This window comes from Cedecea colo (assembly GCF_011808225.1).
GTDB classification, from domain to species: domain Bacteria; phylum Pseudomonadota; class Gammaproteobacteria; order Enterobacterales; family Enterobacteriaceae; genus Dryocola; species Dryocola colo.
The window spans coordinates 15,021-37,792 of sequence record NZ_SOYS01000004.1 but is presented as its reverse complement, the minus strand read 5'-3'; the positions used below and the strand labels follow the sequence as shown (position 1 = coordinate 37,792).

General features: G+C 53.2%; 18 protein-coding genes. 16 read left to right on the top strand and 2 right to left on the bottom strand.

Going from position 1 to position 22,772, the window contains the following annotated elements; translation table 11 throughout:
* Nucleotide 1: 1 nt before the first annotated feature.
* Both glnD and map read right to left on the bottom strand, forming a co-directional pair.
* Complete coding sequence (gene glnD / locus E2L00_RS10575) at nucleotides 2-2,674, bottom strand: bifunctional uridylyltransferase/uridylyl-removing protein GlnD (protein WP_167610898.1); 2,673 nt, start codon at nucleotides 2,672-2,674, stop codon at nucleotides 2-4.
* 200 nt (nucleotides 2,675-2,874) lie between these two features.
* Complete coding sequence (map, locus tag E2L00_RS10570) at nucleotides 2,875-3,669, bottom strand: type I methionyl aminopeptidase (RefSeq protein ID WP_167610895.1); 795 nt, start codon at nucleotides 3,667-3,669, stop codon at nucleotides 2,875-2,877.
* Nucleotides 3,670-3,978: 309 nt separating this feature from the next.
* On the opposite strand from map, the gene rpsB reads away from it, so the two are divergent.
* From rpsB to dnaE, 16 genes are all read left to right on the top strand, one after another.
* Nucleotides 3,979-4,704, top strand: coding sequence for a 30S ribosomal protein S2 (gene rpsB, locus E2L00_RS10565; RefSeq protein WP_167610893.1), 726 nt, complete (start codon nucleotides 3,979-3,981; stop codon nucleotides 4,702-4,704).
* A gap of 150 nt (nucleotides 4,705-4,854) precedes the next feature.
* On the top strand, nucleotides 4,855-5,706 hold the full coding sequence (gene tsf, locus E2L00_RS10560) for a translation elongation factor Ts (RefSeq protein WP_167610890.1): 852 nt from the start codon (nucleotides 4,855-4,857) through the stop codon (nucleotides 5,704-5,706).
* A gap of 144 nt (nucleotides 5,707-5,850) precedes the next feature.
* Nucleotides 5,851-6,576, top strand: coding sequence for a UMP kinase (pyrH, locus tag E2L00_RS10555; protein ID WP_034460858.1), 726 nt, complete (start codon nucleotides 5,851-5,853; stop codon nucleotides 6,574-6,576).
* A gap of 137 nt (nucleotides 6,577-6,713) precedes the next feature.
* Nucleotides 6,714-7,271, top strand: a complete 558-nt coding sequence (frr, locus tag E2L00_RS10550) for a ribosome recycling factor (protein ID WP_167610887.1) — start codon at nucleotides 6,714-6,716, stop codon at nucleotides 7,269-7,271.
* Nucleotides 7,272-7,422: 151 nt separating this feature from the next.
* On the top strand, nucleotides 7,423-8,622 hold the full coding sequence (gene ispC / locus E2L00_RS10545; protein ID WP_167610884.1) for a 1-deoxy-D-xylulose-5-phosphate reductoisomerase: 1,200 nt from the start codon (nucleotides 7,423-7,425) through the stop codon (nucleotides 8,620-8,622).
* A 186-nt stretch (nucleotides 8,623-8,808) separates the two neighbouring features.
* Complete coding sequence (ispU, locus tag E2L00_RS10540; protein ID WP_167611653.1) at nucleotides 8,809-9,561, top strand: (2E,6E)-farnesyl-diphosphate-specific ditrans,polycis-undecaprenyl-diphosphate synthase; 753 nt, start codon at nucleotides 8,809-8,811, stop codon at nucleotides 9,559-9,561.
* Nucleotides 9,562-9,579: 18 nt separating this feature from the next.
* A complete protein-coding gene (gene cdsA / locus E2L00_RS10535; RefSeq protein WP_167610881.1) occupies nucleotides 9,580-10,437 on the top strand; it encodes a phosphatidate cytidylyltransferase in 858 nt (285 codons plus the stop codon).
* 11 nt (nucleotides 10,438-10,448) lie between these two features.
* On the top strand, nucleotides 10,449-11,801 hold the full coding sequence (rseP, locus tag E2L00_RS10530; protein WP_167610878.1) for a sigma E protease regulator RseP: 1,353 nt from the start codon (nucleotides 10,449-10,451) through the stop codon (nucleotides 11,799-11,801).
* Between the two features lie 33 nt (nucleotides 11,802-11,834).
* The gene (bamA, locus tag E2L00_RS10525; protein ID WP_167610875.1) at nucleotides 11,835-14,252 is read left to right on the top strand and encodes an outer membrane protein assembly factor BamA; all 2,418 of its coding nucleotides are present in this window, start codon (nucleotides 11,835-11,837) and stop codon (nucleotides 14,250-14,252) included.
* A 120-nt stretch (nucleotides 14,253-14,372) separates the two neighbouring features.
* Nucleotides 14,373-14,873 carry a molecular chaperone Skp gene (gene skp / locus E2L00_RS10520; RefSeq protein WP_167610872.1) on the top strand — a complete coding sequence of 167 codons (501 nt, stop codon included), beginning with the start codon at nucleotides 14,373-14,375 and terminating at the stop codon, nucleotides 14,871-14,873.
* 3 nt (nucleotides 14,874-14,876) lie between these two features.
* A complete protein-coding gene (gene lpxD / locus E2L00_RS10515; protein ID WP_167610869.1) occupies nucleotides 14,877-15,902 on the top strand; it encodes a UDP-3-O-(3-hydroxymyristoyl)glucosamine N-acyltransferase in 1,026 nt (341 codons plus the stop codon).
* Between the two features lie 240 nt (nucleotides 15,903-16,142).
* Nucleotides 16,143-16,598, top strand: coding sequence for a 3-hydroxyacyl-ACP dehydratase FabZ (gene fabZ / locus E2L00_RS10510; RefSeq protein WP_121264562.1), 456 nt, complete (start codon nucleotides 16,143-16,145; stop codon nucleotides 16,596-16,598).
* Nucleotides 16,599-16,601: 3 nt separating this feature from the next.
* Nucleotides 16,602-17,390: an acyl-ACP--UDP-N-acetylglucosamine O-acyltransferase gene (gene lpxA / locus E2L00_RS10505; RefSeq protein ID WP_167610866.1), complete on the top strand. Its 789-nt coding sequence runs from the start codon at nucleotides 16,602-16,604 to the stop codon at nucleotides 17,388-17,390.
* The gene (gene lpxB / locus E2L00_RS10500) at nucleotides 17,391-18,539 is read left to right on the top strand and encodes a lipid-A-disaccharide synthase (RefSeq protein WP_167610863.1); all 1,149 of its coding nucleotides are present in this window, start codon (nucleotides 17,391-17,393) and stop codon (nucleotides 18,537-18,539) included.
* The gene (gene rnhB, locus E2L00_RS10495) at nucleotides 18,536-19,132 is read left to right on the top strand and encodes a ribonuclease HII (RefSeq protein WP_167610860.1); all 597 of its coding nucleotides are present in this window, start codon (nucleotides 18,536-18,538) and stop codon (nucleotides 19,130-19,132) included. The genes lpxB and rnhB overlap by 4 nt, the downstream gene beginning before the upstream one ends.
* Before the next feature lie 38 nt (nucleotides 19,133-19,170).
* A complete protein-coding gene (gene dnaE / locus E2L00_RS10490) occupies nucleotides 19,171-22,653 on the top strand; it encodes a DNA polymerase III subunit alpha (protein WP_167610858.1) in 3,483 nt (1,160 codons plus the stop codon).
* The last annotated feature ends 119 nt before the right edge of the window (nucleotides 22,654-22,772 follow it).

Here is a 22,772-nt window from a genome sequence, read left to right as displayed (position 1 = left end):
GTTATTTATCGTTTGGATTAAGGGCCGCTGTCAACCGTTGCTGCACCTCTTGTTGCAGCTCATTATTAAGCGCACGCCGGTCGGCGGTGGCGATTATAAATAAATCTTCTACTCGCTCGCCAATCGTCGTAATTCTCGCCCCGTGCAGCGAAATCCCCAGATCGGCAAACACTTCCCCGACGCGCGCCAGTAATCCTGGCTGATCGAGCGCAATCAGCTCCAGGAAGGTGCGCCTGTCGGTATGTGTTGGCAGGAAATTCACCTCGGTATCAACGGTAAAGTGGCGCAGTTTCGCCGACTGGCGGCGTGGCTGCGGCGGCTGCCAGCTGCTTTGGGTGATCGCCTGTTCCAGACTCTGACGAATTAATTCGTGGCGATCGCCGGAGAGCGGGCTGCCGTCCGGCTCCAGTACGATAAAGGAGTCCATCGCCATACCGTCGCGGGTGGTAAAGATCTGCGCATCGTGAACGCTCAGGTTACGCCTGTCCAGTTCAGCGCAAACGGCGGCAAACAGGTAAGGGCGGTCCGGACTCCAGATAAATATCTCCGTTCCGCCGCGCGTTGCCTGCGGGCTTAGCAGGATCATCGGCTGCTCAAGGTCGTGCTGTAGCAGGTGGCGTGCATGCCAGGCCAGTTGGTTCGGCGTATGGCGAACAAAGTAGTTGGCCCGGCAGCGTCGCCAGATGTTATGCAGCGCCTCTTCGTTGATATTGTCCATTCTCAGCAGTGCGAGCGCCTGAAGCTGATGGTGGCGCACGCGCGCACGCATGTCCGGGCTGTTTTGCATTCCCCGACGCAGCTGTTTTTCGGTGGCGAAGTACAGCTCGCGCAGCAGGCTTTGTTTCCAGCTATTCCACAGGGTTTCGTTGGTGGCGCAGATATCCGCCACCGTCAGGCAAACCAGATAGCGCAGGCGGTTTTCCGTTTGAACTTCTTTAGCGAACTGCTTGATGACTTCCGGGTCCTGAATATCACGGCGCTGGGCGGTAACGGACATCAGCAGATGCTGACGAACAAGCCAGGCGACAAGCTGAGTTTCTCTTGAGTTCAGGCCGTGCAGCTCGGCAAATTTTAATATGTCCTGCGCGCCCAGCACCGAGTGATCGCCACCTCGCCCTTTGGCGATATCGTGGAACAGGGCGGCAATCAGAATAAGTTCCGGATGGGCGAGGCGTGGCCAGAGATCGACACACAGCGGGTGCTGCTGGCGCGTTTCTTCTTTCGAGAAGCTTTCGAGCTTTTGCAGCACACGAATGGTGTGCTCATCAACGGTGTAGGCGTGAAACAGATCGAATTGCATCTGGCCGACGATATGCGACCACTGCGGCATGTACGCCCACAGCACGCTGTGACGATGCATAGGTACAAGCGCGCGGCTTACGGCTCCCGGATGGCGCAGTATCGCAAGAAACAGCCCACGCGCCTCGGGGATATAACATAAAGGCTGGTTTAAATGACGGCGGGCGTGGCGCAGATGACGCAAGGATGTGGAGTAAATACCGGTGATGTCGCGGTTGCGCACCATCATATAAAACATACGCAGGATGGCCTGCGGCTCGCGCATAAACAGCGTTTCGTCGCGCAGATCGATAAGCGTGCCGCGTAGCTGAAAATCATCGTCCAGCGGGCGCGGTTTTTCGCTGGCATCAAGCGCGAGAATCGCTTCGTCGAAAAGCTGCAACAGCATCTGATTAAGCTCGCCAACGCGGCGTGTGACGCGGTAGAAGTCTTTCATCATGTGCTCAACCGGCTCGTTGCCTTCGCCACTGTAGTTCAGGCGCTGAGCGACGCTGAGCTGCCGGTCAAACAGCAGGCGGTTATCGTAGCGGTTCATTTCTAAATGCAGAGCGAAGCGAATGCGCCAGAGCAGATGCTGACACTCGTCCAGCTCTTTGCGTTCGGCCTCGGTTAAAAAGCCGAAGCCGACCATTTCGCTCATCGACGTCGCCCCGAAATGGCGGCGGGCGACCCATTGCAGCGTGTGGATGTCGCGCAGGCCGCCGGGGCTGCTTTTAATGTCCGGCTCCAGATTATAGCTGGTGCCGTGATAGCGTCGGTGGCGTTCTTCCTGCTCGTCGATCTTGGCGGCAAAAAACTTAGCCGACGGCCAGAAGCCGTCGCTGAAGATATGTTTTTGTAGCTCGAGGAACAGGGCAACATCGCCAATCAGCAGGCGAGTTTCGATAAGGTTGGTGGCGACGGTTAAATCTGAAAGCCCTTCCAGCAGGCACTCTTCGAGCGTGCGCACGCTGTGGCCGACTTCGAGCTTTATGTCCCACAGCAGCGTAAGCAGCTCGCCGATTTTTTGCGCCTGGGGGTCGGTCAAACGTTTACGGCTGAGGATTAATAAATCGATATCCGAAAGCGGATGTAGTTCACCCCGTCCGTAACCGCCGACGGCAACCAGCGCGGCTTCCGGCACTTCGCCAAAGCCGTAGAACAGCCAGAGCCGCTGCAGCAGCTGGTCAATAAATTCTGTGCGGGCATCGATTAGCTGCTCGGCGGAAATGCCGTTATCGAAAGCCTCGCCAAGCCAGCGCTGAAATTTGTCGATATGCGTTTTGATCTGGCCGCAGGTGAGCTCGGTCTCAGGCCAGCTTGCGGGATAATCAGGTTGCCCGGAAATCTCAGGAAGCACGGCGTTGGCATACTGCTCGGGTAAACTCTGGGTCATGTTCCGACATCCATAAAAAAAGCCGGCACTGGCCGGCTCAGACCATTAACAAAGCTCGCTGTATTTAAAAGTTCTGCCCGCAGTTCTGATAAAAACAAAGAATAATGTCTTCTGGTTTACCCACCGCACCGAAAACCATCTTTTTCGGTGCGGTGTCGCTAAATTAAGCCGGCTTTGATTGCTGACTTGCGCCAGGAGAATCAGTCGTTATGCGAAATGACGTTCGGGATGGTGTCATCCTTGCGCAACGTCAGAATTTCGCAGCCGTTATCCGTCACCACAATAGTATGCTCGTATTGTGCAGACAAGCTGCGATCTTTGGTTTTCACCGTCCAGCCGTCTTTCATGGTGCGGATGCGGTAATCGCCCGCGTTGACCATCGGTTCAATGGTGAAGGTCATGCCTGGTTGCAGTACCACGCCGCCGTCATCCGCATCGTAATGCAAAACCTGCGGCTCTTCGTGGAAGACGCGCCCAATGCCGTGACCGCAGTATTCGCGCACGACGGAGAAGCCTTCCGCTTCAACGAATTTCTGAATTGCCGCGCCCAGGGTGCGCAGACGAATGCCCGGCTTGACCATACGCAGCGCCAGATAGAGGCTTTCCTGAGTGATACGGCACAGGCGCTCGCCCAGAATCGTCGGTTTGCCGACGATGAACATTTTAGAGGTGTCGCCGTGATACTCGTCTTTGATAACGGTCACGTCGATATTGACGATATCGCCATCTTTCAGGACTTTTTCGTCGTCCGGAATACCGTGACAAACCACCTCGTTAATAGAGATGCACACGGACTTCGGGAAGCCGTGATAGCCCAGACATGCGGAGACCGCATGCTGTTTATTTACAATGTAATCATCACAGATACGGTCAAGTTCGCCGGTGGTCACGCCAGGCTTGACGTGCGCTTCGATCATTTCCAGCACTTCAGCGGCAAGCGCGCCCGCGACGCGCATTTTTTCGATTTCTTCAGGTGTTTTAATTGAAATAGCCATTAATTTGGTCCGCAAGCGTCGACTTTTCGACAATAATTGAGCAGGTGTACGTTAATGGTATCAGGGCGTACGATCGCTGCCAAATTGAGAATGGACAGTCGCCGCGTCTGCTAACAACTATTGGAGTCAGAGTCTCTTTTGTGGTATAAAGCGCGCCGGACTGTTCTGCCGATTTTCGGTGTACGGCCAACACTCTCACTTTGTGTAAATAACACACACGTATCGGCACATATTCCGGGGTGCCCTCAGGGGTCGGTAATATGGGATACGTGGAGGCTTAACCCCAATCACTATATAGAGGTTTTAAACATGGCAACTGTTTCCATGCGCGACATGCTCAAGGCTGGTGTTCACTTTGGTCACCAGACCCGTTACTGGAACCCGAAAATGAAGCCTTTCATCTTCGGCGCACGTAACAAAGTTCACATCATCAACCTTGAGAAAACCGTTCCAATGTTCAACGAAGCCCTGGCTGAGCTGAGCAAGATTTCTTCTCGTAAAGGTAAAATCCTTTTCGTTGGTACTAAGCGCGCTGCAAGCGAACCAGTAAAAGAAGCTGCTCTGAGCTGCGATCAGTTCTTCGTGAACCATCGCTGGTTGGGCGGTATGCTGACTAACTGGAAAACCGTTCGTCAGTCCATCAAACGTCTGAAAGATCTGGAAACTCAGTCTCAGGACGGTACCTTCGACAAACTGACCAAGAAAGAAGCGCTGATGCGCACCCGTGAACTGGACAAGCTGGAAAACAGCCTGGGCGGTATCAAAGACATGGGCGGCCTGCCGGATGCTCTGTTCGTCATCGATGCCGATCACGAACACATTGCTATCAAAGAAGCTAACAACCTGGGTATCCCAGTGTTCTCTATCGTTGATACCAACTCCGATCCAGATGGCGTTGATTTCGTAATCCCAGGTAACGACGACGCAATCCGCGCTGTTACTCTGTACCTGGGTGCTGTTGCAGCTACCGTGCGTGAAGGCCGTTCTCAGGATCTGGCTGCTCAGGCAGAAGAAAGCTTCGTAGAAGCTGAATAATAAGGTTCGCTCTTTCGAGCCCTTATTAACCAGGTATTGCATAGTTTGGTTAGGGGGCCTGTCTCAGGCCCCCTTTTTATTTTGAGCCAGGGTTCGCCAACACGTGAACCAGGGCTTATCTCTCTTCACGAGATAACCGAGGATTAAAGAATGGCTGAAATTACCGCTGCTCTGGTAAAAGAACTGCGTGAGCGTACTGGCGCAGGCATGATGGATTGCAAAAAAGCGCTGACTGAAGCTAACGGCGACATCGAGCTGGCAATCGAAAACATGCGTAAATCTGGCGCTATCAAAGCTGCTAAGAAAGCAGGCAACGTAGCTGCTGACGGCGTGATCAAAACCAAAATCGAAGGCAACTACGGCGTGATTCTGGAAGTTAACTGCCAGACCGACTTCGTTGCTAAAGATAGCGGTTTCCAGGCGTTCGCTGACAAAGTGCTGGATGCGGCCGTTGCTGGCAAAATCACCGACGTTGAAGTGCTGAAAGCCCAGTTCGAAGAAGAGCGTGTAGCGCTGGTCGCCAAGATCGGTGAAAACATCAACATTCGCCGCGTTGCTTCTCTTGAAGGCGAAGTGCTGGGTAGCTACCTGCACGGCGCACGTATCGGCGTTCTGATTGCAGCTAAAGGCGCAAGCGAAGATCTGGTTAAGCAAATTGCAATGCACGTTGCAGCGAGCAAGCCTGAATTCGTTAAGCCTGAAGATGTGTCTGCTGAAGTGGTAGAGAAAGAGTACCAGGTTCAACTGGACATCGCCATGCAGTCCGGCAAGCCAAAAGAAATCGCAGAGAAAATGGTTGAAGGCCGCATGAAGAAATTCACCGGCGAAGTTTCTCTGACCGGCCAGCCTTTCGTTATTGACCCAAGCAAAACCGTGGGTCAGTTCCTGAAAGAGCACAATGCCGACGTAACTAACTTCATCCGCTTTGAAGTGGGCGAAGGCATCCAGAAAGTTGAGACTGACTTCGCAGCAGAAGTTGCTGCAATGTCCAAGCAGTCTTAATGTTAAAAAAGGAGCCGCCAGTTGGCGGTTCCTTTTTATCCAGCCTTAAATATCAGTCTGATCTGATACAGTTCTTGCTGATATGCGACACAATGTCGCCAGAATTCTCCATCCCCAAACGTTTACTGTTCTCAGGAAAGAAACATGGCTACCAACGCAAAACCCGTCTATAAACGCATTCTACTTAAGCTGAGCGGCGAGGCCCTGCAGGGCACCGAAGGTTTTGGGATTGATGCGAGCATACTGGACCGTATGGCTCAGGAAATTAAAGAGCTGGTTGAACTGGGTATTCAGGTCGGGGTGGTAATTGGCGGTGGCAACTTATTCCGCGGAGCGGGCCTGGCGAAAGCCGGCATGAACCGTGTTGTGGGCGACCACATGGGCATGCTGGCGACCGTGATGAACGGCCTGGCGATGCGCGACGCGCTCCATCGCGCCTATGTGAACGCCCGCCTGATGTCCGCTATCCCGTTAAACGGCGTGTGCGATAACTACAGCTGGGCCGAAGCAATCAGCCTGCTGCGTAATAACCGCGTAGTGATTCTGGCTGCCGGTACCGGTAACCCATTCTTTACCACGGATTCTGCCGCTTGCCTGCGCGGCATTGAAATCGAAGCGGATGTCGTGTTGAAAGCTACCAAAGTAGACGGCGTGTTCACAGCCGATCCGGTAAAAGATCCTACAGCAACCCTTTATGAGCAACTGACCTATACGGAAGTGCTGGATAAAGAGCTGAAAGTGATGGATCTGGCCGCCTTTACCCTGGCTCGTGATCATAAATTGCCGATTCGTGTGTTCAATATGAATAAGCCGGGCGCGCTGCGCCGCGTGGTTATGGGTGAAAAAGAAGGCACTCTGATTACCGAGTAATTTCGCTCGCAGCTTAATCAGGGTAAGATTTGGTTTTAACACCAGCTAAGAATAAACAGGGCTATACTTAGCTCGCAGCACGAGTGCTGCGGTGGTAAGCGTGGTCTGCCTTAAACCAGTTTTCAAGGATTCGTAACGTGATTAGCGATATCAGAAAAGATGCTGAAGTGCGCATGGAAAAATGCGTTGAAGCGTTCAAAACCCAAATTAGCAAAGTGCGTACTGGCCGTGCTTCCCCAAGCCTGCTGGATGGCATCGTAGTGGAATACTACGGCACGCCAACCCCGCTGCGCCAGTTGGCAAGCGTAACGGTTGAAGATTCCCGTACGCTGAAAATCAACGTCTTCGACCGCTCCATGAGCCCGGCCGTTGAGAAAGCCATCATGACCTCCGACCTTGGTCTGAATCCAAGCTCCGCCGGCAGCGATATTCGTGTTCCACTGCCAGCGCTTACGGAAGAACGTCGTAAAGACCTGATCAAAGTTGTTCGTGGTGAAGCTGAAGGCGCTCGCGTTGCGGTACGTAACGTGCGTCGCGACGCTAACGACAAAGTGAAAACGCTGCTCAAAGATAAAGATATCAGTGAAGATGACGATCGTCGCTCGCAGGACGACGTGCAGAAAATGACTGACGCCGCTATCAAGAAAATCGATGCGGCTCTGAGCGATAAAGAAACTGAGCTGATGCAGTTCTAATCGTCACCGTGACAAATTAAACGCCGTACGCAGGCCGTGATTCGCTTCACGGGTTTTGTTTACGGCGTTTTGCTTTTAGCTCAAAGGCATAGACAAGCCTTATTTGCCGCCGCACACTTGCCCTTATTACTACAACCATTCAGAGTCCTTCATGAAGCAGCTAACCATCCTCGGTTCCACCGGTTCTATCGGTACCAGCACCCTTAGCGTTGTCCGTCATAATCCCGAGCAGTTTTCCGTTACGGCGCTGGTCGCCGGGAAGAATGTCGCGTGCATGGCTGAGCAGTGTCTGGAATTCCGACCGAAATGGGCGGTGATGGATGATGAGGCGTCGGCTAAACAGCTGCGCGAAATTCTGCGCGAGCAGGGCAGTGCAACTCAGGTGCTGGCGGGGCAGAAAGCCGCCTGTGAAATGGCCGCGCTGGATGAAGTCGATCAGGTGATGGCGGCGATCGTGGGCGCCGCTGGTTTGCTGCCAACCCTTGCGGCTATCGCTGCGGGAAAGCAAGTTCTGCTGGCAAATAAAGAATCGCTGGTGACCTGTGGGCGTCTGTTTATGGATGCCGTACAGCGTAGCGGGGCACAATTATTGCCGATCGACAGCGAACATAACGCGATTTTTCAGAGTTTACCGGAAACAATTCAACAAAACCTGGGATACGCTGGTCTGGAAGACAATGGCGTTTCGTCCATTATCCTCACCGGGTCTGGTGGCCCGTTTCGTGAAACGCCAATTGGCGAGCTGGCGGCAATGTCGCCGGACCAGGCATGTAGCCATCCGAACTGGTCGATGGGGCGTAAAATCTCCGTCGACTCTGCCACCATGATGAACAAAGGTCTCGAGTATATTGAAGCCCGCTGGCTATTTAATGCTCACGCCGAACAAATGGAAGTGCTGATCCACCCGCAGTCAGTTATCCACTCAATGGTGCGTTACCGTGACGGTAGCGTGCTGGCACAGCTGGGCGCACCAGATATGCGCACGCCTATCGCCCATGCGATGGCGTTTCCGGAACGTGTAGTTTCGGGCGTTGAGCCGCTGGATTTCTGCAAAATTGGCACCCTTACCTTTATGGCGCCAGATTATCACCGCTATCCTTGTCTTAAGCTTGCGATTGAAGCTTTTGAGCAGGGGCAGGCGGCGACGACCGTACTTAACGCGGCGAATGAAATTGTGGTGGATGCCTTCCTGCACCATCGCCTGCGGTTTACGGATATCGCGGCACTTAACCGCGCGGTGCTGGAACAAGTTGACCTGACGGAGCCACAAAGCGTCGACGAGGTGCAGGCGGTGGATGCATCCGCACGTGAAGTCGCCAGAAATCTGGTGACGCGTGTCGCTAACCGGTGATAATTCAATCGGCTGGCGTCCCGCCATTTGTTAGCGTTGTGCTTCAGTGATATAGTCTGCGCCACCTTTCCATCGGATATGGCTGATAGAAGGGTGGGAAGCCGTGTCATAGCACGGCTTTTTTGTGTGAAGACCGAAGCCATTCTCGAGTACCGCTTAATCCTTATCAGGAAATTATTACGCGTTATGTTGTCAGCAAACCAACAATTAAGCGAAACCGCATCCGCACATGGCGCACGCCATGTTGCCATTATTATGGATGGCAATGGTCGTTGGGCTAAACGACAAGGAAAAATGAGGGTCTTTGGTCATAAAGCGGGAGCGAAATCCGTCCGTAGGGCCGTTAGTTTTGCGGCAAATAACGGTATCGAGGCGCTCACGCTTTATGCCTTTAGCAGTGAAAACTGGAATCGCCCGGCGCAGGAAGTGAGCGCGTTGATGGAGCTGTTTGTGTGGGCTTTAGACAGCGAAGTCAAGAGCTTACATCGTCACAACGTCCGCCTGCGGATTATTGGCGACACCGGACGATTTAACTCGCGCCTGCAGGAACGTATTAACAAAGCCGAAGCGCTGACCAGTCAAAATACTGGCTTGACGCTTAACATCGCCGCGAATTATGGCGGTCGTTGGGATATTATTCAGGGAGTTCGGTATCTCGCCGAGCAGGTGCAGGAAGGTTTATTGCGCCCGGACCAGATTGATGAAGAGATGCTCAGTCAGCAGATCTGCATGAATGAACTGGCCCCCGTGGATTTAGTAATTAGGACAGGAGGAGAGCACCGCATCAGTAATTTTCTGATTTGGCAGATAGCCTATGCAGAGCTTTACTTTACGGATGTTCTTTGGCCTGATTTCGATGAACAAGACTTTGAAGGTGCGCTAAATGCTTTTGCGAATCGAGAGCGTCGTTTTGGCGGCACTGCACCTGGTGGCGAATAAGCCTGTTGGGGGTCACTTTTGCTGAAGTATCGCCTGATTTCTGCGTTTATTTTAATACCTGTTGTCATTGCCGCGCTGTTTCTGCTTCCGCCGGTCGGTTTTGCTATCACCACCCTTGTCGTGTGTATGTTAAGCGCGTGGGAATGGGGACAACTGGCTGGATTTAAAGCGCGATCCCAGCGGGTATGGTTGGCGGTACTTTGTGGGCTGCTGCTGGCGGCGATGCTTTTTGCATTACCCGAATACCGCCGCACGGTACATATCCCATTGATTGAATTTTCTCTTTGGGCATCGCTTGTCTGGTGGAGTGCGGCATTGCTGCTGGTGCTGTTTTATCCAGCTTCTGCGGCTTTCTGGCGTAACTCCAGAACGCTGCGGTTGATCTTCGGTTTGTTGACTATCGTGCCGTTCTTCTGGGGCATGATTGCGCTGCGCAGCTGGCATTACGACATCAACCACTATACGGGTGCAATGTGGCTGCTGTACGTTATGATCCTCGTTTGGGGGGCTGACTCCGGCGCTTACCTCTTCGGTAAAATGTTCGGTAAACATAAGCTGGCGCCAAAAGTTTCTCCGGGTAAAACCTGGCAAGGTTTTATCGGCGGGCTGTTTACTTCTGCGGTCATCTCATTGATGTTCGGCATGTGGGCGAATCTGGACGTTGCACCATCTATCCTGCTGGTGTGCTCCGTTATCGCAGCGCTTGCATCCGTACTGGGTGATTTAACCGAAAGTATGTTCAAACGTGAAGCAGGGATTAAAGATAGCGGTCACATGATCCCCGGACATGGTGGTATTCTGGATCGCATTGACAGTCTGACGGCGGCGGTGCCGGTATTTGCCTGTCTGCTTTTGCTCGTTTTCAGGACGATTTAACGGAAGGTTTTATGCTGAGCATACTCTGGAATCTGGCAGCATTTATCGTTGCACTGGGTATTTTGATCACCGTGCACGAGTTTGGCCATTTCTGGGTTGCCCGCAGTATGGGCGTGCGCGTTGAACGCTTTTCCATTGGCTTTGGTAAAGCGCTCTGGCGTCGTCTGGATAGCCATGGCACCGAGTTTGTTATCGCTCTTATTCCGCTGGGCGGCTATGTCAAAATGCTTGATGAGCGTGTTGAGCCGGTTAGCCCGGAGCTACGCCATTACGCCTTCAACAACAAAACCGTATCCCAGCGCGCGGCTATTATCGCCGCCGGGCCGGTTGCCAACTTTATCTTCGCGGTATTTGCTTACTGGCTGGTGTTTATCATCGGCGTCCCTGCCGTGCGTCCGGTTGTTGGTGAAATTGTACCCAACTCGATAGCGGCGAGCGCACAAATTGCGCCAGGCACGGAACTTAAAGCGATAGATGGTATCGAAACGCCTGATTGGGATGCTGTTCGCCTTGCTCTGGTGGCGAAGATTGGCGATGAAAACGCGCGCGTTAGCCTGGCGCCTTTTGGCACCAGTCAGACCAGCGAGAAAACTCTCGATTTGCGAAACTGGCAGTTTGAACCAGACAGAGAAGACCCTGTAGTCTCGTTAGGTATCAAACCGCGCGGCCCGCAAATTGAGACGGTGCTCGCAGAAGTTCAACCTGAATCAGCTGCCAATAAGGCAGGTTTGCAAGCCGGAGACAGGATCGTTAAAGTCAACGGTGCGGTTATCGCCCAGTGGACGGATTTTGTCAGCCTGGTGCGTGATAATCCAGGCCAGTCTCTGGCTGTTGAAGTAGAAAGACAGGGACAGCCCTTGTCTTTAACGCTGATACCGGATACAAAACCGGGTAAAGCGAAGGCTGAAGGGTTTGCGGGTGTAGTACCAAAGGTTATCCCGCTGCCGGATGAGTACAAGACAGTGCGCCAGTATGGGCCGTTTGTCGCGATAGCAGAAGCCACGGGTAAAACCTGGCAACTGATGAAGCTGACGGTCAACATGTTGGGGAAATTAATAACCGGTGACGTAAAACTGAACAACCTCAGTGGGCCAATCTCCATAGCTCAAGGGGCAGGTATGTCAGCGGAATTCGGGTTGATTTACTATCTGATGTTCCTGGCGCTTATCAGCGTCAATTTAGGGATTATCAACCTGTTTCCGCTCCCCGTTCTGGACGGCGGGCATCTGCTCTTTTTGGCGATTGAAAAACTGAAGGGCGGACCGGTTTCCGAGCGAGTTCAAGACTTTAGTTACCGCATCGGCTCTATTTTGCTGATGATGTTAATGGGGCTTGCACTTTTCAATGATTTCTCTCGGTTTTAGAGAGAATTAGGTTAGGAAGAACGCATAACAACGATGGCGATGAAAAAGTTGCTCATAGCGTCGCTGCTGTTTAGCAGCGCCACCGTATACGGTGCAGACGGGTTCGTAGTGAAAGACATTCATTTCGAAGGCCTGCAGCGAGTCGCCGTCGGTGCGGCCCTCCTCAGCATGCCGGTTCGCCCAGGCGATACCGTCTCTGACGAGGATATCAGTAATACTATCCGTTCACTGTTTGCTACCGGGAACTTCGAAGATGTCCGGGTACTGCGTGATGGCGATACGCTGGTCGTTCAGGTAAAAGAACGCCCAACCATCGCGAGTATTACTTTCTCCGGTAACAAGTCCGTGAAGGACGACATGCTTAAGCAGAACCTTGAGGCTTCTGGCGTACGTGTCGGTGAATCACTGGACCGCACCACCCTCTCGGATATCGAGAAAGGGCTGGAAGATTTCTACTACAGCGTTGGTAAGTACAGTGCCAGCGTTAAAGCCGTGGTTACGCCGCTGCCGCGTAACCGTGTCGATCTGAAACTGGTATTCCAGGAAGGCGTTTCCGCCAAAATTCAGCAAATCAACATCGTCGGCAACCACGCATTTTCTACCGAGGAGTTAATCTCGCACTTCCAGCTGCGCGATGAAGTGCCGTGGTGGAACGTCGTTGGCGATCGTAAATACCAGAAACAGAAACTAGCGGGCGACCTCGAAACGTTGCGTAGCTACTATCTGGATCGTGGCTATGCGCGTTTTAACATCGATTCTACTCAGGTTAGCCTGACGCCGGACAAGAAAAGCATTTACGTGACGGTTAACGTCACCGAAGGCGATCAGTACAAGATTGCTGGCGTGACGGTGAACGGCAATCTGGCAGGCCACTCGGCAGAAATTGAGAGCCTGACTAAGCTGAAGCCGGGCGAGCTGTATAACGGCACCAAAGTCACCAAAATGGAAGACGACATCAAGAAACTTTTGGGTCGTTATGGTTATGCCTATCCACGCGTGCAGACCCAGCCTGAAATCAACGATGCAGACAAGACCGTAAAACTGCACGTCAGCGTTGATTCCGGTAACCGTTTCTACGTGCGTAAGATCCGTTTTGAAGGTAACGACACCAGTAAAGACTCCGTTCTGCGTCGCGAAATGCGCCAGATGGAAGGGGCCTGGCTTGGCAGCGACATGGTTGACGCCGGTAAAGAGCGCCTGAATCGTCTTGGTTACTTTGAAACCGTTGACGTAGATACCCAGCGCGTGTCCGGCAGCCCGGATCAGGTAGACGTTGTCTATAAAGTGAAAGAACGTAACACCGGCAGCTTCAACTTCGGTGTGGGTTACGGAACTGAAAGCGGCGTGAGCTTCCAGGTGGGCGTGCAGCAGGATAACTGGTTAGGTACCGGTTATTCCGTTGGCATCAACGGCACCAAGAACGACTATCAGACCTACGCTGAACTGTCCGTTACTGACCCGTACTTCACCGTTGATGGCGTGAGCCTCGGTGGTCGACTGTTCTATAACGACTTTAAAGCGGATGATGCGGATCTGTCCGACTATACCAACAAAAGTTATGGTGTAGACGGCACGCTCGGCTTCCCGGTTAATGAATATAACACCCTGCGTCTGGGTTTAGGTTATGTTCATAACGATCTGTCCAATATGCAGCCGCAGGTAGCCATGTGGCGCTATCTGGATTCTGTGGACCAGAGCACATCTCGATCGTCTGATGACAACGGTTTTGCTGCTGATGACTTCACTCTGAACTATGGTTGGACATACAACAAACTGGATCGCGGTTTCTTCCCGACGGACGGTTCGCGTGTCAACCTGAACGGTAAAGTCACCATCCCAGGCTCGGATAACGAATTCTATAAAGTAACGCTGGATACCGCGAGCTACTTCCCAATCAACGAAGACCATACCTGGGTCGTGTTGGGCCGTACCCGTTGGGGTTACGGTGATGGATTCGGCGGCAAAGAACTGCCGTTCTATGAAAACTTCTACGCCGGTGGTTCCAGTACGGTACGTGGTTTCCAGTCTAATAACATCGGTCCGAAAGCCGTGTACTACGGCGGTAACGATACGGATAACTGTAATAAATCTTCATCCAATGAAGTATGTGATTCTGACGATGCGGTAGGTGGTAACGCTATGGGCGTGGCAAGCCTTGAGCTGATCACCCCGACGCCGTTCCTGAGCGAGAAGTATGCCAACTCGGTCCGTACGTCCCTGTTCATGGATGCCGGTACCGTCTGGGATACCAACTGGGAAAATACCGCGCAGATGAAAGACGCTGGAGTACCGGATTACAGTGACCCAGCCAATATTCGTATGTCTGCGGGTATAGCATTGCAATGGATGTCACCATTGGGGCCGCTGGTATTCTCCTATGCTCAGCCGTTCAAGAAATACGATGGCGACAAAGCAGAACAGTTCCAGTTTAACATTGGTAAAACTTGGTAATTGTTTTGCGCGAAGGAACGCAATAAGCAGTGACGCGCTGATACCGGTCCGGCAAACGCTGGGCTGGTGCACGCAAAAGACAGTGTCCTCGGACACATATGGGATGGTAAGGAGTTTATTGTGAAAAAGTGGTTATTTGCCGCAGGTCTTGGCATCGCTATGGCTGCATCAGCCAGCGTTCAGGCAGCTGAAAGTATCGCCGTTGTAAACATGGGCAACCTGTTCCAGCAAGTTGCACAGAACACGGGTGTCTCCAAAACCCTGGAAAACGAGTTCAAAGGCCGTGCCAGCGAACTTCAGGGTATGGAAAACGATCTGCAATCCAAAATGCAACGTCTGCAGCGCGATGGCTCCACCATGAAAGCCAGCGAGCGCAGCAAGCTGGAAAAAGACGTAATGGCTCAGCGCCAGACCTTCTCTACTAAAGCGCAGGCTTTTGAACAGGATCGTCAACGTCGTTCCGGTGAAGAACGCGGCAAACTGGTTACTCGTATCCAGAGTGCGGTGAAGAAAGTTGCTGACGACAAAGGCTACGATGTAGTGCTGGACACTAACACCGTTGCCTACGCTGGTAGCGGCGTAAAAGACATCACTGCAGATGTACTGAAACAGGTTAAATAAGTAATGTCTTCAATTCGACTGGCTGAATTAGCCCAGCAGTTGGATGCAGAATTGCACGGTGATGGCGATATCGTCATCACCGGCGTTGCATCCATGCATTCGGCGCAGGCAGGCCATATCACGTTCATCGTTAACCCGCGTTATCATGAACAACTGGCGACTTGCCAGGCTTCTGCCGTCGTAATGACCCAGGCCGACCTGCCTTTCGCCAAAAGCGCGGCGCTGGTAGTGAAGAATCCCTACCTGACCTATGCCCGCATGGCGCAACTTCTTGATTCCACGCCGCAGCCAGCACAGAACATTGCGCCGAGCGCAGTGGTTGATGCGGCTGCGACGTTAGGCAACAACGTGGCGATTGGCGCCAATGCGGTTATCGAATCTGGCGTTGTGCTGGGTGATAACGTCGTTATTGGTCCCGGCTGTTTTGTTGGCAAAAATACCAAAATCGGCGCGGGTTCTCGCCTGTGGGCGAACGTATCTGTCTACCACGAAGTCCAGATTGGTGAGCATTGCTTAATCCAGTCGGGCACGGTTATCGGTGCGGATGGCTTTGGTTACGCCAACGATCGTGGAAACTGGGTGAAGATCCCCCAGCTTGGCCGCGTGATCGTGGGCGATCGCGTTGAAATTGGCGCCTGTACCACCATTGACCGTGGCGCGCTGGACGATACCATTATTGGTAATGGTGTTATCATTGATAACCAGTGCCAGATTGCACATAACGTTGTGATTGGCGACAATACCGCCGTCGCGGGCGGCGTTATCATGGCCGGCAGCCTCAAAATTGGGCGCTACTGCATGATTGGCGGCGCCAGCGTGATTAACGGTCATATGGAAATCTGCGATAAGGTCACCGTGACCGGTATGGGCATGGTAATGCGCCCGATAACCGAACCCGGAGTCTATTCGTCAGGTATTCCGTTACAACCGAATAAAGCATGGCGTAAAACCGCCGCCCTGGTGATGAATATCGATGAAATGAGCAAACGCTTAAAAGCCATCGAGCGTAAGGTCAATCAACAAAGCTAATCAACACCAGCCCTTGACGCATCTTGTAGATACTCTAAATAATTCGAGTTGCAGGTAGGCGGCCAGGGAGCTTATCCCGATGAGCTTACTTAAGTAAGTGATACGGGTAAGTGAGCGCAGCTAACACCCCTGCTGCTCGAAGTATGACGAGTAGACTGATTTGCGGCCTGCAAGCTATCTCCTGATAGCCGCAGGCCGTGTTATTATTGTCATTTAGTATATTTGGACAGGAAGAGTATTTTGACTACCGACACTCATACTCTGCACATTGAAGAGATTTTAGAGCTTTTGCCGCACCGTTATCCGTTCTTGCTGGTTGACCGTGTTCTGGATTTTGAAGAAGGTCGTTTTCTACGCGCAGTAAAAAATGTCTCTGTAAACGAGCCATTTTTCCAGGGGCACTTCCCTGGCAAACCCATTTTCCCGGGCGTTTTGATCCTTGAAGCAATGGCGCAGGCCACCGGTATTCTGGCGTTCAAAAGCGTAGGGAAACTGGAGCCTGGCGAACTTTATTACTTTGCCGGTATCGACGAAGCGCGTTTCAAGCGCCCGGTTGTGCCTGGTGACCAGATGGTCATGGAAGTAACTTTCGAAAAAACCCGCCGTGGTCTGACGCGCTTTAAAGGCGTGGCTACCGTTGACGGTAAAATTGTCTGCGAAGCAACTATGATGTGTGCCCGCAGCCGGGAGAGCTAATACGTGATTGATAAATCCGCCTTTATTCATCCATCATCCATTGTGGAAGAGGGCGCCGTTATTGGTGCTAACGTCCATATTGGCCCGTTTTGCGTAGTTGGCCCGCATGTTGAGATCGGTGAGGGAACCGTTCTGAAATCTCATGTTGTGGTAAATGGTCATACGATCATTGGCCGTGATAACGAGATTTACCAGTTCGCCTCCATTGGTGAAGTTAACCAGGATCTTAAATATGCAGGTGAACCCACTCGCGTGGAGATTGGCGATCGCAACCGCATTCGCGAGAGCGTCACCATCCATCGTGGAACAGAACAGGGCGGTGGCTTGACGAAGGTGGGCAGCGATAACCTGCTGATGATCAACGCCCATGTGGCGCACGATTGTACCGTCGGGAATCGCTGTATCCTCGCGAATAACGCAACGCTTGCAGGCCACGTTTCTGTCGATGATTTTGCGATCATCGGCGGCATGACTGCGGTGCACCAGTTCTGCATTATTGGTGCGCACGTGATGGTTGGCGGCTGCTCCGGCGTAGCACAGGACGTTCCGCCGTACGTTATTGCGCAGGGCAACCACGCGACGCCGTTTGGCGTCAATTTTGAAGGGTTAAAACGCCGTGGTTTCAGCAAAGAAGCGCTGCACGCTATTCGCAACGCTTACAAGCTGCTGTACCGCAGTGGTAAAACCCTCGACGAGGCAAAACCGGAAATCGCTGAGCTTGCTAAACAGCATCCGGAAGTTAACGCATTTGTTGAATTCTTTTCGCGCTCCACGCGCGGTCTGATCCGTTAAATGAAGCCTGGTCGTCCCCTGACAATTGCCCTGGTCGCCGGAGAAACTTCCGGCGATATTCTTGGTGCAGGTTTAATCCGCGCTCTGAAAGCGCAGCACCCGGATGCCCGCTTTGTGGGTGTTGCGGGTCCGCGCATGCAGGCTGAAGGCTGTGAAGCCTGGTATGAAATGGAAGAGCTGGCGGTAATGGGCATTGTGGAAGTGCTTGGCCGCCTGCGCCGTTTGTTGCATATTCGCGCTGATTTAACCCGCCGTTTTACTGAGTTGCAGCCAGATGTGTTCGTCGGTATCGACGCGCCTGATTTTAATATCACCCTGGAAGGCAATCTCAAAAAGCAGGGCATTCGCACGATTCATTACGTCAGCCCTTCCGTCTGGGCATGGCGCCAGAAACGCGTTTTCAAAATTGGTAGAGCCACCGATCTGGTGCTCGCCTTCCTGCCTTTTGAAAAAGCGTTTTATGACAGGTTTAACGTTCCCTGCCGTTTTATCGGTCATACCATGGCCGATGCCATGCCGCTTGATCCTGACAAAAACGCCGCCCGCGCAACGCTTGGCATATCCCCTGATGTGAAATGTCTGGCATTGCTGCCCGGCAGCCGCGGTGCTGAAGTTGAGATGCTAAGCGCCGATTTCCTGCGAACCGCGCAGCTTCTTCGGCGTCGCTTCCCGGATCTTGAAATTGTCGTGCCGCTGGTGAACGCCAAAAGACGCGAACAGTTTGAGCAAATTAAAGCCGAAATCGCACCCGAGCTGAACGTGCATTTGCTGGACGGAATGGGGCGCGAGGCGATGGTCGCAAGCGACGCTGCGTTGCTGGCTTCCGGCACTGCGGCGCTTGAGTGCATGCTGGCGAAATGCCCGATGGTGGTCGGTTATCGCATGAAGCCGTTCACCTTCTGGCTGGCGAAGCGCCTGGTGAAAACCGATTATGTGTCTCTGCCTAACCTCCTCGCCAGTCGCGAGCTTGTAAAAGAGCTGCTGCAGGAAGAGTGTGAACCAGTCGCGCTGGCGGCCGCCCTGGAACCGCTGCTTGAAGACGGTGCGCAGAGTCATCAAATGCACGACACCTTCCGCGCCCTGCATGAACAAATTCGCTGTAATGCGGACGTTCAGGCGGCTGACGCCGTGCTGGAGTTAGCCCAATGATAGAATTTATTTATCCGCACGCGCATCTGGTTGCGGGTGTGGATGAAGTGGGCCGCGGCCCGCTGGTTGGCGCTGTCGTCACCGCCGCCGTTATCCTCGATCCGACAAAACCTGTTATCGGTCTTGCAGATTCAAAGAAACTTTCGGAAAAAAGACGTAATGCGCTCTACGATGAAATCATTGAAAAAGCGCTCGCCTGGAGCCTTGGGCGCGCCGAACCGGAAGAAATCGACAGGCTAAATATTTTGCACGCAACCATGCTTGCTATGCAGCGTGCCGTTGCGGGCCTGGCCATTACGCCGGAATACGTACTCATCGATGGAAATCGCTGCCCTGCATTGCCCATGCCTTCGCTGGCAGTAGTAAAAGGAGATAGCCGGGTTGCTGAGATAAGCGCCGCGTCAATACTTGCCAAAGTCACGCGCGACCGCGAAATGGCGACCCTGGATTTGAATTTTCCACAGTACGGTTTTGCCCAGCATAAGGGCTACCCAACGGCTTTTCACCTCGAAAAGCTGGCAAAGCACGGTGCCACTGAGCACCATCGTCGCAGTTTTGCTCCGGTCAAACGGGCCCTTGGGCTGGCGTCCTGATCTACGGGTATCTGGTACATATTTAAGCGGAATGAAAAATGGCTGAACCACGTTTCGTTCACCTGCGGGTGCACAGTGATTATTCCATGATTGATGGGCTGGCAAAAATCGGCCCGCTGATGAAAAAAGCCGCGGCGCTGAATATGCCGGCTTTAGCTATTACCGATTTTACCAACCTGTGTGGCCTGGTGAAGTTTTATGGCGGTGCCCATGGCGCCGGCATCAAACCCATTATTGGCGCCGATTTTAACGTCGCCAATGAATTGCTGGGCGATGAGCTTAGCCATCTTACCGTGCTTGCCGCGAACAATGTCGGCTACCAGAACCTGACGTTACTCATTTCTAAAGCCTATCAGCGTGGCTACGGCGCCGCGGGGCCGGTTATCGATCGCGGCTGGCTTGCGGAGCTGAACGAAGGGCTGATCCTGATTTCCGGCGGGCGGATGGGGGATATTGGCAAAAACTTGTTGCGTGGAAATCATGTTCAGGTCGATCAGTGCCTGGAATTCTACCAGCAGCATTTTGCCGATCGCTTCTATCTGGAACTGATCCGTACGGGCCGTGCCGATGAAGAAAATTATCTGCATGCCGCGGTTGCCCTTGCCGAAGAGCGCGGCCTGCCGGTTGTGGCGACTAACGACGTCCGTTTTATTGACGCCACCGACTTCGATGCACACGAAATCCGCGTTGCCATCCACGATGGCTTTACGCTCGACGATCCAAAACGCCCGCGCAACTATTCCACGCAGCAATACATGCGTAGCGAAGAAGAGATGTGCGAGCTGTTCTCGGATATCCCGGAAGCATTAGAAAACAGCGTTGAGATTGCCCGCCGCTGTAACGTCACCGTCAGGCTGGGTGAATACTTCCTGCCGCAGTTCCCGACCGGAAATATGACCACCGAAGATTTCCTGGTTGTAAAATCCAAAGAAGGGCTGGAAGAACGGCTGGAATTCTTGTTCCCGGACCCGGCTGAACGCGCCGAAAAGCGCCCACCGTATGACGAACGTCTGGATATTGAACTTCAGGTTATCAACCAGATGGGTTTCCCTGGCTACTTCCTGATCGTGATGGAGTTTATCCAGTGGTCGAAGGATAACGGCGTTCCCGTAGGCCCGGGCCGTGGTTCTGGTGCGGGCTCGCTTGTGGCTTATGCGCTAAAAATCACCGATCTGGATCCGCTGGAGTTTGACCTGCTGTTCGAACGTTTCCTCAACCCGGAACGTGTGTCGATGCCGGACTTCGACATCGACTTCTGCATGGAAAAACGCGATCGGGTTATCGATCACGTTGCCGAAATGTACGGTCGCGATGCGGTATCGCAGATTATTACCTTTGGTACCATGGCGGCGAAAGCGGTTATCCGCGACGTGGGCCGCGTGCTGGGCCATCCGTACGGATTTGTCGATCGCATTTCTAAGCTGATCCCGCCCGATCCGGGCATGACGCTTGCGAAGGCCTTCGAAGCCGAACCCCAGCTGCCTGAGATCTACGACGCGGACGAAGAAGTCAAAGCGCTGATTGACATGGCGCGCAAGCTGGAAGGTGTGACGCGTAACGCCGGTAAACACGCCGGTGGCGTAGTTATCGCCCCGACTAAAATCACCGATTTCGCTCCGCTTTATTGTGACGACCAAGGGCAAAACCCGGTCACCCAGTTCGATAAAAACGACGTGGAATACGCGGGCCTGGTGAAGTTTGACTTCCTTGGTTTGCGTACGCTCACTATCATCGACTGGGCGTTGAAAATGATTAACCCGCGTCGGGCAAAACAGGGGCTTGAGCCGATTGATATCGCGGCTATCCCGCTCGACGATAAGAAAAGCTTCGACATGCTGCAACGCTCGGAAACCACCGCGGTATTCCAGCTTGAATCTCGCGGCATGAAGGATCTGATCAAGCGCCTGCAGCCTGACTGCTTTGAGGATATGATCGCACTGGTGGCCCTGTTCCGTCCGGGTCCGTTGCAGTCCGGCATGGTAGATAACTTTATCGACCGTAAGCACGGGCGCGAAGCGATTTCCTATCCTGATATTCAGTGGCAGCACGAAAGCCTGAAGCCGGTGCTGGAGCCGACCTACGGCATTATCCTGTATCAGGAACAGGTTATGCAGATAGCCCAGGTGCTCTCCGGTTATACCCTCGGCGGCGCGGATATGCTGCGTCGTGCGATGGGGAAAAAGAAACCGGAGGAGATGGCCAAGCAGCGGTCGAGCTTCGAGGACGGCGCCAAAGCCAACGGTATTGACGGCGAGCTGGCGATAAAAATATTCGACCTGGTGGAAAAATTCGCCGGTTACGGGTTTAACAAATCCCACTCCGCTGCCTATGCGTTGGTTTCCTACCAGACGCTGTGGCTTAAGGCGCACTATCCGGCAGAGTTTATGGCGGCGGTAATGACCGCCGATATGGATAACACCGAGAAGGTTGTAGGCCTGGTGGATGAATGCTGGCGGATGGGGCTCAAAATTCTGCCGCCGGACATTAATTCCGGCTTGTACCATTTCCACGTTAACGACGACGGCGAAATTGTTTACGGCATCGGCGCGATTAAAGGCGTGGGTGAAGGCCCAATAGAAGCGATACTGGAAGCCCGTAACGCAGACGGCTATTTCCGCGAGCTGTTCGATCTCTGTGCCCGTACAGATACGAAGAAGCTGAACCGGCGCGTGCTGGAAAAACTGATTATGTCCGGTGCGTTCGACAGGCTTGGGCCGCATCGCGCCGCGCTGATGAATGCGCTTGGCGATGCGCTGAAAGCCGCCGATCAGCATGCGAAAGCAGAAGCGATTGGCCAGGCGGATATGTTTGGCGTGCTGGCCGAAGAGCCGGAGCAAATTGAGCAATCCTATGCCAGCGTAATTCCGTGGCCAGAACACACGGTGCTGGAAGGCGAGCGCGAAACGCTGGGGCTGTACCTTACCGGTCACCCTATCAACCAGTATCTGAAAGAAATTGAGCGCTATGTCGGCGGCATGCGCCTGAAAGAGATGCACCCGACAGAACGTGGTAAAATGACCACGGCTGCGGGTCTGGTGATTGCTTCGCGGGTAATGATTACCAAGCGCGGCAATCGCATTGGCATCTGTACTCTCGACGATCGTTCCGGTCGTCTGGAAGTGATGTTATTCACAGATGCGTTAGAAAAGTACCAGCATCTGCTGGAAAAAGACCGTATCCTGATCGTCAGCGGACAGGTCAGCTTTGATGATTTCAGCGGCGGCCTTAAAATGACCGCTCGCGAATTGATGGACATTGATGAAGCCCGTGAAAAGTATGCTCGTGGGCTTGCTATCTCGCTGACGGACAGGCAAATTGATGACCAGCTTTTAAACCGTCTCCGTCAGTCTCTGGAACCCCACCGTTCGGGGACAATTCCGGTACATCTCTACTATCAGCGGGAAGATGCACGTGCGCGGTTGCGCTTTGGCGCAGCATGGCGTGTCTCACCCAGCGATCGTTTACTTAACGATTTGCGTAGTCTGATAGGGTCAGAGCAGGTGGAACTGGAATTTGATTGATGTTCTTCCGGCTCTAAGCGTCTGAACTGGAAGCTGAGAACGCTGCCAGGTTCGGAGCAGGTGGAATGGTACTGGGGTGTGATTGATGTTCTTCCGGCTCTAAACGACTGAACTGGAAG

Coding starts and splice junctions, on each gene's coding strand:
- glnD (WP_167610898.1), bottom strand. CDS start 2,674: ATGACCCAGAGTTTACCCGAGCAGTATGCCAACGCCGTGCTTCCTGAG.
- map (WP_167610895.1), bottom strand. CDS start 3,669: ATGGCTATTTCAATTAAAACACCTGAAGAAATCGAAAAAATGCGCGTC.
- rpsB (WP_167610893.1), top strand. CDS start 3,979: ATGGCAACTGTTTCCATGCGCGACATGCTCAAGGCTGGTGTTCACTTT.
- tsf (WP_167610890.1), top strand. CDS start 4,855: ATGGCTGAAATTACCGCTGCTCTGGTAAAAGAACTGCGTGAGCGTACT.
- pyrH (WP_034460858.1), top strand. CDS start 5,851: ATGGCTACCAACGCAAAACCCGTCTATAAACGCATTCTACTTAAGCTG.
- ispC (WP_167610884.1), top strand. CDS start 7,423: ATGAAGCAGCTAACCATCCTCGGTTCCACCGGTTCTATCGGTACCAGC.
- ispU (WP_167611653.1), top strand. CDS start 8,809: ATGTTGTCAGCAAACCAACAATTAAGCGAAACCGCATCCGCACATGGC.
- rseP (WP_167610878.1), top strand. CDS start 10,449: ATGCTGAGCATACTCTGGAATCTGGCAGCATTTATCGTTGCACTGGGT.
- bamA (WP_167610875.1), top strand. CDS start 11,835: ATGGCGATGAAAAAGTTGCTCATAGCGTCGCTGCTGTTTAGCAGCGCC.
- lpxD (WP_167610869.1), top strand. CDS start 14,877: ATGTCTTCAATTCGACTGGCTGAATTAGCCCAGCAGTTGGATGCAGAA.
- lpxB (WP_167610863.1), top strand. CDS start 17,391: ATGAAGCCTGGTCGTCCCCTGACAATTGCCCTGGTCGCCGGAGAAACT.
- rnhB (WP_167610860.1), top strand. CDS start 18,536: ATGATAGAATTTATTTATCCGCACGCGCATCTGGTTGCGGGTGTGGAT.
- dnaE (WP_167610858.1), top strand. CDS start 19,171: ATGGCTGAACCACGTTTCGTTCACCTGCGGGTGCACAGTGATTATTCC.